Source organism: Streptomyces sp. NPDC058646 (assembly GCF_042716875.1).
Lineage (GTDB): Bacteria > Actinomycetota > Actinomycetes > Streptomycetales > Streptomycetaceae > Streptomyces.
In genome coordinates, this window is the sequence record NZ_JBHXRK010000015.1 from 182,304 (window position 1) to 191,631 (window position 9,328).

Annotated in this window: 9 protein-coding genes; 2 read left to right on the forward strand and 7 right to left on the reverse strand. The window is 73.1% G+C overall.

The genetic code is table 11. From position 1 onward, the window contains the following. Window positions 1–57: 57 nt before the first annotated feature. From ACFWUZ_RS20055 to ACFWUZ_RS20065, 3 genes are all read right to left on the reverse strand, one after another. Window positions 58–225 carry a hypothetical protein gene (locus ACFWUZ_RS20055; RefSeq protein ID WP_384374245.1) on the reverse strand — a complete coding sequence of 56 codons (168 nt, stop codon included), beginning with the start codon at window positions 223–225 and terminating at the stop codon, window positions 58–60. Window positions 226–370: 145 nt separating this feature from the next. Beyond that, window positions 371–1,108, reverse strand: coding sequence for a hypothetical protein (locus ACFWUZ_RS20060; RefSeq protein WP_384374248.1), 738 nt, complete (start codon window positions 1,106–1,108; stop codon window positions 371–373). 64 nt (window positions 1,109–1,172) lie between these two features. Then, window positions 1,173–2,411 (reverse strand): MFS transporter, encoded by a 1,239-nt coding sequence (locus ACFWUZ_RS20065; RefSeq protein ID WP_384374251.1) that lies wholly within the window; start codon window positions 2,409–2,411, stop codon window positions 1,173–1,175. Between the two features lie 703 nt (window positions 2,412–3,114). Here ACFWUZ_RS20065 and rox point away from each other — a divergent pair. Then, on the forward strand, window positions 3,115–4,542 hold the full coding sequence (gene rox / locus ACFWUZ_RS20070) for a rifampin monooxygenase (protein WP_384374254.1): 1,428 nt from the start codon (window positions 3,115–3,117) through the stop codon (window positions 4,540–4,542). Between the two features lie 291 nt (window positions 4,543–4,833). Here the strand turns inward: rox and ACFWUZ_RS20075 are convergent, their stop codons facing one another. Continuing rightward, a complete protein-coding gene (locus ACFWUZ_RS20075) occupies window positions 4,834–6,546 on the reverse strand; it encodes an ABC-F family ATP-binding cassette domain-containing protein (RefSeq protein WP_384374257.1) in 1,713 nt (570 codons plus the stop codon). A gap of 588 nt (window positions 6,547–7,134) precedes the next feature. On the opposite strand from ACFWUZ_RS20075, the gene ACFWUZ_RS20080 reads away from it, so the two are divergent. Then, the gene (locus ACFWUZ_RS20080; protein ID WP_384374260.1) at window positions 7,135–7,614 is read left to right on the forward strand and encodes an IPT/TIG domain-containing protein; all 480 of its coding nucleotides are present in this window, start codon (window positions 7,135–7,137) and stop codon (window positions 7,612–7,614) included. A 126-nt stretch (window positions 7,615–7,740) separates the two neighbouring features. On the opposite strand, the gene ACFWUZ_RS20085 is transcribed toward ACFWUZ_RS20080, so the two are convergent. From ACFWUZ_RS20085 to ACFWUZ_RS20095, 3 genes are all read right to left on the reverse strand, one after another. Next, complete coding sequence (locus ACFWUZ_RS20085) at window positions 7,741–7,983, reverse strand: hypothetical protein (RefSeq protein WP_384374263.1); 243 nt, start codon at window positions 7,981–7,983, stop codon at window positions 7,741–7,743. A gap of 260 nt (window positions 7,984–8,243) precedes the next feature. Continuing rightward, the gene (locus ACFWUZ_RS20090; RefSeq protein ID WP_384374266.1) at window positions 8,244–8,396 is read right to left on the reverse strand and encodes a hypothetical protein; all 153 of its coding nucleotides are present in this window, start codon (window positions 8,394–8,396) and stop codon (window positions 8,244–8,246) included. Window positions 8,397–8,411: 15 nt separating this feature from the next. Then, window positions 8,412–9,062: a 2OG-Fe(II) oxygenase gene (locus ACFWUZ_RS20095; RefSeq protein WP_384374269.1), complete on the reverse strand. Its 651-nt coding sequence runs from the start codon at window positions 9,060–9,062 to the stop codon at window positions 8,412–8,414. Window positions 9,063–9,328 lie beyond the last annotated feature (266 nt).

Below are 9,328 nucleotides of genomic sequence, written 5' to 3' on the forward strand. Positions count from 1 at the left end.
GCCCCGCCGTCCGCGACGGGGCGGCAGCTCAGCCGGCCCATGACCGGACCCACGGCCTCAGAGGTTGTCCCACAGCCTCCTCCAGAAGTTGTCGCGGACGTCGCGCAGCCAGTGCCTGGTGTTGCAATGGAGCTTGCGCACGATCGGGAACGGCTGCGGGACGGGGCGCCCGCACCACTGGCACGGCTTCGTGCCCGGCGGAGCCGGGCTCGGGCGACTGGTCATCGGGTCTCCTCCCCCTCGGCGATCCGCCCCGCGCCAGGGTCCCTCCGGGCGGCTTCTCGCTCATGACCCCAGTGCAACAGACCCGCGGGAGGGGCACACCGGCCGGGGTACTCAGACCACCCGGTGCCTCCTACTCATCCCGGCATCACTCCTTGAGGGCCGCGATCAGGTCCCCCGTGTCCGTGATCAGCGCCGCCTGGACCGCGGGGACGTCCATGGCGACGGGGTAGCCGGTCGGCCCGGATTTGCTGTGTTCCACCTGGACCGTGAACACCGCACCGCCGTCCAGCACCTTGAGCGCGATCATCTGCCCGGTGACGGACACGGACATCACGGCCCGCTCACCGAGGCCCGGCACCGCTTCCGTGCGCGCGGGCCCCAGCGAGGCGACGGCGAGGACCGGCGGCACGTCGAACTCGGCCGCGGGGTCCGTCTTCTTGTGCAGGGCGACGTGCGCGCGCACGAGGTACTCCGGCGAATCCCCGCCGTCCGCCATGACGCATACGGCCGCATCCACCGCGGGGTGGCCCTCTTCGTGGTTCACCGGCCTGCTCTTGCGCAGGTCCCCCGTGATCCGGTCGAGTGCCTGTGTCCTGAAGTCCTCGCAGAGGTTCTTGCTGGCCCGGTACGAGAGTGCCGGCCCGGCCTGCCGGTCCCCGACCGCGTGCAGGCCCCCCGCCCACACCGCCGAAGCCGCCACGGCACCGCCCAGCGCCCACAGCCACGGCCGCGAACGGCCCGCCACCTGCTCGCGCGGGGCGAGCTCCTGCGCAGTCCCCGCCGAAGGCGAAGCCCCCCATTCCCCGTCGAGCTCAGGCTCGGTGATCAATTCCGCCCCCCAGTGGTCCTGTCCGGCCGGCGCGGCCTCGTCGGAAGCCCGCACCCGTTCGTGATTATCGCAGCCGTGACCGTCCCGGACCGGACACGGGTGGCACGCACCGGCCGGCTCACGGTGCGACGGCGAGGAGTGCGAGAACCGGCCCGAAGGCGCCGCCGAGTTGGTAGCACAGGTTGACCAGCCCGATGGCCGCCGGCCGCCGGGCGGTCGTCGTGGAATCGGCGGCCATCACCCCCAGCGCCGCGTTGCCCAGCGTGGCCGCGGCGGTCGCCGCCGCCGTCACGAGGAGCAGCGGCGGGGCCCCGGAAGCGAGGACGGCGGCGAGGGGCGCGGCGGCACCGAGGACCAGTGCGACGGTCAGGGTGGTGCGGCGGCCCGTCCTGGCCGACAGGGAGGCCATGGTCCACGACGTCGCGGCGCCGGCGAGCAGGGCGGCCATCTGAAGGATCCCGATCCGGTCCGTGCTCCAGTCGGTCCTGTCGGCGAGCAGGCGCGGGACGGCGAACAGCATCGCGAAGTACGAGGTCGCCAGTGCCCCCGCGAGGGGGGCAGCGATCAGGAACGCCGGGGTGCGCAGCAGGTGCGCCGGGAGGAACCCCTCCGGACGGGTGCGCACATGGGCCACGAGGGCCGCGATCCCGATTCCGGCAGCGGTCGCGGCGAGGCCCGGGTGGTGGGGGAGCACGACGAGCGCGGTGACCACGAAGGTGAGCAGGAGCGCGCCCCGGGCGTCGAACGGGGTTCCGTCGGCGTCGCTGTGGGCCGGGAGGCGGCGGGCGACGACGGGTACGGCGATCAGGCTCAGCAGAGTGGCCAGCAGGGCCGCCCGCCAGGACAGCGTGTCACTGAGCAGCGACCCGGCGAGCGGGCCGACGGCGCCGAAGACTCCGAAGCCGGCCGAGATGGCCCCCATGCGGCGGACCGACCCCGCGAGGTTCATCGCGACCGCCACCAGGCCTGCGCCTCCCAGGGCCTGCGCGGCGCGCCCGACGATCAGCAGCGGCAGCCAGGGAGCCAGGGCGAGGGTGGCGGACCCGGCGACGAGCAGGGCCGTGGAGGCGCGGAGTGCGACGCGCAGGCCCCGGCGGCGCACCAGCGCGGCCGTGAGCGGGGTGCCGACCGCGACGGCCCAGGCGAAGACGGTGACGAGGAGCGACGCGGTCGTGGGGGAGACGCCGAGGCTGCGCCCGATGTCGGGGAGGATCAGCACCGGCCCGTTGGCGGAGGCCGCGAGCGGAGCCGCGAGCAGGACGAGCCAGGGGGCGGCGACGCCCGCTCCGGGGGCGGCCTTCGGGCCTGCCGGGGGTGCGGGTGACGTGGCGTCGGGGAGGGGGTTACGGGTGGTCATGACGGTCTCCGTGCCTGGGGCGGGATGTTCGGGCTGGCATGGGCGGGGCCCGCGCACGCGGCGGACCGGGCCGTGGCCGGTCAGCGCTGCGCGCGGTCCTGGCCGAAGAGGGCACGCGTCCGTCCGAACAGGAAGGCCGAAGGTCTCCGCCCGGCGTCGTCCCCGCACTCGTACCGGACTCCCGTATCGCGGACGGAGGCTGAGAGCACGCCGAAGCACCACCTGAGCTCGTTGGTCGAACAGTCATCAGACGAACACCAATGTATGCAGCACCCATCTGAGGTTCCATCAGCTGCCCGGAATCCGTCACCTCGGAGGCGGGCGACGGCAGTCAGCGCCGTGAGGCCAAGGGGCTGGTGGACTCCGTGACCGTCCACCCGTAGTCGGTTCCGGCGGTGACGGGGATGCGCCTCGACGAAGGGACAGGTCCGGCGCGTACGACAGCCTGCCTTCGCCGCCGACCGGCAGCAGGCATCGGTGGAGAGCCCGGACCGCTCCGCCGTCGCAGGGATGTCCGACGCCGTCGAGGAGGTACGGAGCGGAGGGTCGGACCGGAGGTTCGGACGCGCGACAAAACGAAAGGCAAGGAGGTAACCCACTCCTTGCCACTCTCAACTTATAGCGCACCGGGGGGCTTGTGGCAAGACCCGGGTCATGCCACACAATCGGCGGCCGAAGCCACAACCTGGGAAGAGGGATCCTTGTGACGGACGTGATCATCGCCGGCGGTGGACCGACGGGATTGATGCTGGCCGCCGAGTTGCGGCTGCACGGTGTGCAGGTGGCCGTGCTGGAGAAGCTGACCGAACCGAGCGGGCAGTCCCGCGGGCAGGGCCTGCACGTACGCAGCGTCGAGCTGATGGATCAGCGAGGCCTGCTCGACCGGTTCCTCGCGGTCAGCGAGCAGTTCCGTGTCGGAGGTCTCTTCGGCGGCATCGTCAAGCCGTGGCCGGACCTGCTGGACACCGCGCCCCCGTACGGCCTCGCCACCCCGCAGCCGGTCACCGAACGGCTGCTGAACGAGCGTGCCCTCGAGCTGGGTGCCGAGATCCGGCGCGGCTGCGAAGTGGTCGGGCTGAGCCAGGACGCGGACGGGGTGACGGTGGACCTCGCGGACGGTACGCAACTGCGCTCGCGCTACCTCGTCGGGTGCGACGGCGGACGCAGCACGGTGCGCAAGCTGATCGGCGTCGGTTTCCCGGGTGAGCCCGCCACGGTCGAGACGCTGCTGGGCGAAATGGAGGTGACCGCGGATCCGCAGACGATCGCCGCCGTCGTCGAGGAGGTCCGCAAGACCGAGCTGCGGTTCGGAGTCGCTCCCGGCGAGTCCGGGGTGTGCCGCGTCATCGTGCCCGCCGACGGCGTGGCCGAGGACCGTACGACCCCACCGACCCTCGAGGAGTTCACCCAGCAGCTGAGGGCCTACGCGGGCACCGACTTCGGCGCGCACTCGCCGCGCTGGCTGTCCCGGTTCGGCGACGCCACCCGGCAGGCCGAGCGCTACCGCGTCGGCCGGGTGCTGCTGGCCGGGGACGCGGCGCACATCCACCCGCCGACCGGCGGGCAGGGGCTGAACCTCGGCGTGCAGGACGCGTTCAACCTCGGCTGGAAACTGGCCGCCGCGGTCGACGGCTGGGCACCGGAGGGGCTGCTGGACAGTTACCACGCCGAACGGCATCCGGTGGGCGCCGCCGTACTGGCCAACACCCGCGCGCAGATCACGCTGCTGGGGGCCGGTGCGGGTGCGACCGCGCTGCGGGAGCTGTTCTCGAAGCTGATGGACTTCGAGGAGGTGAACCGGTACGTGACCGGGATGATCACCGCGGTCGGGGTCCGCTACGACTTCGGCGAGGGCCACGACCTGCTCGGCCGGCGGCTGCGGGACGTGCAGCTGAAGCGGGGCCGCCTCTACGAGCTGATGCACGGCGGCCGCGGACTGCTGCTCGACCAGACCGGCCGGCTCTCCGCCGAGGGCTGGACGGACCGGGTCGACCACGTCGTCGACGTCAGCGAGGAATTCGACGTACCCGCCGTACTCCTGCGCCCGGACGGGCACGTGGCCTGGGCCGGCGAGGACCAGCAGGACCTGCTCACCCACCTGACCAAGTGGTTCGGCACGGCCGTCAGCTGACGGCGGCCCCGAAGGTCACGGGCGGGCGGCGGGACCGCCGACCGGTCACCGCTGGCGCTGCGAAGCCATGTGAGGCTCACGCGCCCGAACCCGCACGACAGGGGCGTCCGGACGGCTGCCCCGCCGGTGTCGGCCTCAGCCCTGTCTGCGAGGGAACAACGGCTTCGGAGTCGCTGGAACGGGCACCTCGTGGCCCAGGGTGCTCGGTGTCCAGGTCGCCGAAGACGAAGGCCCCGCCGTGCAGCACATGACGGCGCCTCGGGCCTCCCGCGGGCGCGGGCCTGCCGGCGATCACATCGGCGTCTGCCCTTCCGGTGTACGGGTCGCGCCGGACCGGTCCGCCCGGGCCGGGGAAGGGCCCACCTCCAGACGGGGCCAGTCCGCGAGGTCCCGCAGCAACTGCCGGTCGTGCGTGGCGACCACGACGGCGGCGCTCGTGGCACGGATCGCGTCGGTCAGCTCGTCGACCAGCACCGACGACAGGTGGTTGGTCGGCTCGTCGAGCAGGATCAGCCCGGGCCGCCCGGCCAGCGCCAGCGCCAGGTCGAGGCGCCGCCGCTGGCCCTGCGACATCCGGCCGACCGGCGTGCACAGCGCCTCCGGGTCCAGCAGCCCGAGCGCCACGAGAGGGACGGCGTCGGCGTCGCGAAGGGTCCCGCGGGCCACCAGCCGTCCCACGTGGCGGGCGTACACCTCGTGGGCGGTGAGCCCGGGGTCCTGTTCGGCGGTCTCCTGGGTGACCCGGACGACCCGTGCGCCCCGTGCGGTGCGGACGTGCCCGGCCGTGGGCTCGAGCGAACCGGCCAGCACCGCGAGCAGCGTGGACTTGCCGGCACCGTTCGGTCCGGTGACGAGCAGCCGGTCGCCGCCGTCAAGGGTGAGGTCGACCGGGCCGGCCAGCCGCCCGTCGACGGCGACGCCGTGCGCCCCCAGCTGCGGCGTACCCGGCCGGACACCGAGGTCCGGCCACCGCAGCGCGGGCGGCGGTTCCGGCACGTCGAGGAGGTGTGCCGCCAGCGCCTCCCGCTGCCGGTTGAAGGCCTGGACGACACCCGGCGCACGGGACTGGCGCTGGTGCTTCGCGGTCCCCTTGTCGGGCCGCCAGCCGGTGGAGAGCCGGTCCCGGGCCTTCGACACCGCGTCCTGCAGCCGCCGGTGCTCGGCCTGCTGTTCCTCGTGGTCCTGCTCCCAGTGCTCACGTTCGCGGCGCCGGCCCTCCTGCCAGGCGTCGTAGCCGCCGGAGTACAGGCGCGCCTTCCCGTCGCGGGTCGGGTCGAGGTCGAGGAACCGGTCCGCGACGTCGCGCAGCAGCGCCCGGTCGTGGCTGATGACGGCGAGGCCGCCGTCGTGTTCGCGCAGCCTGCGGGTCAGGAAGTCCAGCCCGCCGGCGTCGAGGTGGTTGGTCGGCTCGTCGAGCAGCAGGACTTCGTGCCGCGCGCCGAGCAGGCACGCCAGCCGGACGCGGTAGCGCTGCCCGACCGACAAGGTCGCCAGCGGACGGTCGCGGTCGGTGCACGCACCGAGGGACTCCAGGGCGACGTCGACACGGCGTTCGGCGTCCCACGCGTCGAGCCAGGTGGCGGCGTCCAGTGCGGCGGCGTACCGGTCGGCGGCGGCCGGATCGCCCTCGGCCATGGCGAGGGTCGCCTCGTCCAGCGCGGCGAGGGCGGCGAGCGAGGCGGCCAGTGCCTGCGCAGTCAGCGTGCCGACGGTCTCACCGTCGCGTGCGGACAGCTCCTGGCGGGCCAGGCCGATGGTGCCGGCCGGGTGCACGGTGCCCTCGTCGGGCGTGATCAGCCCGGCGAGGACGTGCAGCAGCGTCGTCTTGCCACGGCCGTTCTCGCCGACGACGGCGATGCGTGACCGGGTTGAGACGGTGACCGAGACGTCGTTCAGGATGCGCCGGGACCCGCGGGTGACGCTCACGCCTTCGGCGCGGACGTGTGCGCTGTCGCCCGCTGCGACGGGCAGGGACACGGCACGGGGGGTCGGGGTGGGGTTCAAGGGAAGCTCCGCAGCTCGCAGGGGAGCCGGGCAGCGGAAGGTGGCCGCCCGGCGGGACCGGGACGGCGAGCGCAGATTCAGCAAGGAGAGGGCGCCGCCGTCAGCGGGCGGTGCGCAGCCTCTGGGACCAGATACCTCGTGCCATGACGGCCATGGTAGCAACGGGTCCGCCCCTGTTCCTCCGGATTACGGCGGCTCCCCGTGGGCCCCCTCGGCCCTCCGACCTGCGAGGATCCGGTGCGTCCGGTGCGTCCGGTGCGTCCGTTCGGCCGGCGGCCCTGGACCCGGCTACGGGGGTGCCGGGGCCCCGGCTCCGCGCGAGCTCATGTACCCCGGGTACCCCGGGCCTTCCGGCTGCTCTCCTGCCGATGGAGGTCATCGCCAGGGGCGCCGTGTCCTCCGTTCCGGTCCTGCCGGACCCGACTCCCGCGTCGGTCCGGGGATCCGGCCCCGGCGTGGTGATGATGGGGTGGGCACATCCCGGGCGAGGGGCGCCGGGGGCTGCTCCGGTGAGTCGCTCCTCGCTCCTCGCTCCTCGCCACTCGCTCCTCGTTTCCCGTTCCCGCCGCTCCGCCGGAAGGTTTCCGCATGAGGCACACGGCCCGTTCCGCCGGGCAGCTGTTCGGTGTCGTGTCCCTGGTCGTTTCCTCGGTGCTGTTCTCGGCAGCGGTACCGTCGGCCGCCGTTCCGGGCGACGTCCGGTTCGCTGCGCGTACGGGCCTGTCCTGCCCGGGGACGCAGCTGTGCCCGCCCGAGGCCGGGCCGGGTGATCCGGGGGATCCGGTGGGGGAGGTCGTCTCCGTCACCCCCGACGCCGGCCCGCGCAGCGGCGGGTTCACTGTGACCCTGGCCGGAACCGGCCTGACCCCCTACACGCGCGTCCTGTTCGGAGTCCTGGACGACCAGGGCTGCTTCGTCGGACAGGAGGCACCGGACGCGGTCGTCCTCAGTGACACCACCGTCGTAGCCACCGCCCCCGCATGGCCCTCGGAGGCCGGGGTCAGCGTCGTCGCCGCGACCCCCGACGGCCGGTTCACCGCACCGCTCGCCTTCACCTACCTCGACTGAACGCGCCGGGCCCTCGCCCGCCGCGCCGCCGAGGCGGTACGGTCCCGGCCGGAGTCCTGCCGCCCCACACGCCGCAGGGGCAGCTGCCGACGACGTCGGCCGCTGCCCCTGCGCTGTCACCTGGTGTCAGTGCGCGCCGAGGTGGAAGTACTCCGCCCACTCCTTCTCGCCCTCGCTCGCGCAGGTCGAGGTGTACACGGGACCGAACGCCGCCGGAACGGCCGCGGCCGACGAGCAGTTGGACGCGAAGGCCGCGTGTCCGCCGGAGAAGGCGTTGCTCTCGCCGTCGTCGGCCAGTGCGGCTCCGGTGCCGCCCAGCAGGATGCCCGCGGCCAGGACGGAAGCGGTGAGGACAGAGCGCATGCGCATGACTAACTCCCAATATCGCTGGATGACGTGCAGGAATGCGTGCACGTCGACCGGCTCAACATCACGGGCAAGTCACGAGAAACGGCATGTCACTCCAATGGCCCGGGTGAACAGCCGGAACGCCGTCCTGCTCATCCCGGCGGGGCAGTTTCCAGGTCATGGTGGCCGACCCCGCATTCCTCGACCGGGTGCGCCGAGGTGCTCGCACGGGCCCGTACTCCGGGCCCGCACGTGTCCGGTCAGGAGTGTGCGGGCCGGAGTCAGCCGGGCAGGTCCAGCCGGGTGTCGGGGTCGGCCGGGGGGAGGGGCACGGGGCTGGTGCCCTGGTAGTCACGTGCGATGCCCTCCGAGGGGCGGGTGTGCTCGGCGGCTTCGGCCAGCCACCGCCAGATCCGTGCGGAAGCATCGGTCACGGGAGGTCCTCTTGCTCAGGAGATCCAGGTCGTGAGGGTGAAGCGGTGGTCGGAGAACCTGCCCGACGGGCAGGTCGACGGGACGACTTCGTGGAAGGCGCTCGACGGGAAGAACACCAGCGAATCGTGGTCGGGCTCGATCGTCCGCCAGGATTCGGCCCGTTCTGCCCGGCCGCCGCGCACGGCGGTGTCGTACAGGCGCAGTTGTCCGCCGCCGAAGCCGCGCGGGCGGCGGTGCAGGTAGTAGACCGCGGAGAGGGCCGTGGCGACGTCCGGGACGTGGGAGGCGTCCGTGTGGACGCCGAAATGGCCGCCCTCGCCGTGGGAGCTCAGCACCGTGAGCGAACGGGAGAGCGGTGTGCGGTGCCCGAGCACCTCCTGCACCAGCGGGAGGCAGTCCGCCAGATGACGGCTGAGCACGGGGCTGGACACCGGCAGGACCAGGGAGTCGCGGCCCTTGACGGAGAGCCGGCCGGTGAGCGGGTCCATCACGGTGCCCGCGGCGAAGTGCTCCTCACGGGAGATCGCGTAATCCAGCAGGGCGTCGGACCGTTCGGCGCCCAGGAAATTCTCGAATCGGCAGACCGGTGCCGGTACGACCAGCTCCGGAGACCAGCTCTTTGCGGACGACAGCACACCGGTGCCGATCTCGGTGCGCCCGGTCATTTCCCTCGTGTGACCACCCATGGAGGAGGACCGTACGTCGGGTGCGGATCCGGCCACAGGAGCATGCGGGGGCGCACCGTGGTACGTCGTACGAGGCTCCGTGCAGCCATTCGTCCGTGTCGGGCGACGGAAGCGGAGGCGGGGCCCCGACGAAACCTTTCGCCTCGGGAGCCGTGGTTCCCTGGGGTCACAGTCCCAGGCTGATGGCCAGGCGGGTGAGTTCGGCGGTGGTGTGGACGTTCAGCTTGGCGCGGATGCGGCGGAGG

Coding starts and splice junctions, on each gene's coding strand:
- ACFWUZ_RS20095 (WP_384374269.1), bottom strand. CDS start 9,062: ATGACCGGGCGCACCGAGATCGGCACCGGTGTGCTGTCGTCCGCAAAG.
- ACFWUZ_RS20055 (WP_384374245.1), bottom strand. CDS start 225: ATGACCAGTCGCCCGAGCCCGGCTCCGCCGGGCACGAAGCCGTGCCAG.
- ACFWUZ_RS20085 (WP_384374263.1), bottom strand. CDS start 7,983: ATGCGCATGCGCTCTGTCCTCACCGCTTCCGTCCTGGCCGCGGGCATC.
- ACFWUZ_RS20080 (WP_384374260.1), top strand. CDS start 7,135: ATGAGGCACACGGCCCGTTCCGCCGGGCAGCTGTTCGGTGTCGTGTCC.
- ACFWUZ_RS20065 (WP_384374251.1), bottom strand. CDS start 2,411: ATGACCACCCGTAACCCCCTCCCCGACGCCACGTCACCCGCACCCCCG.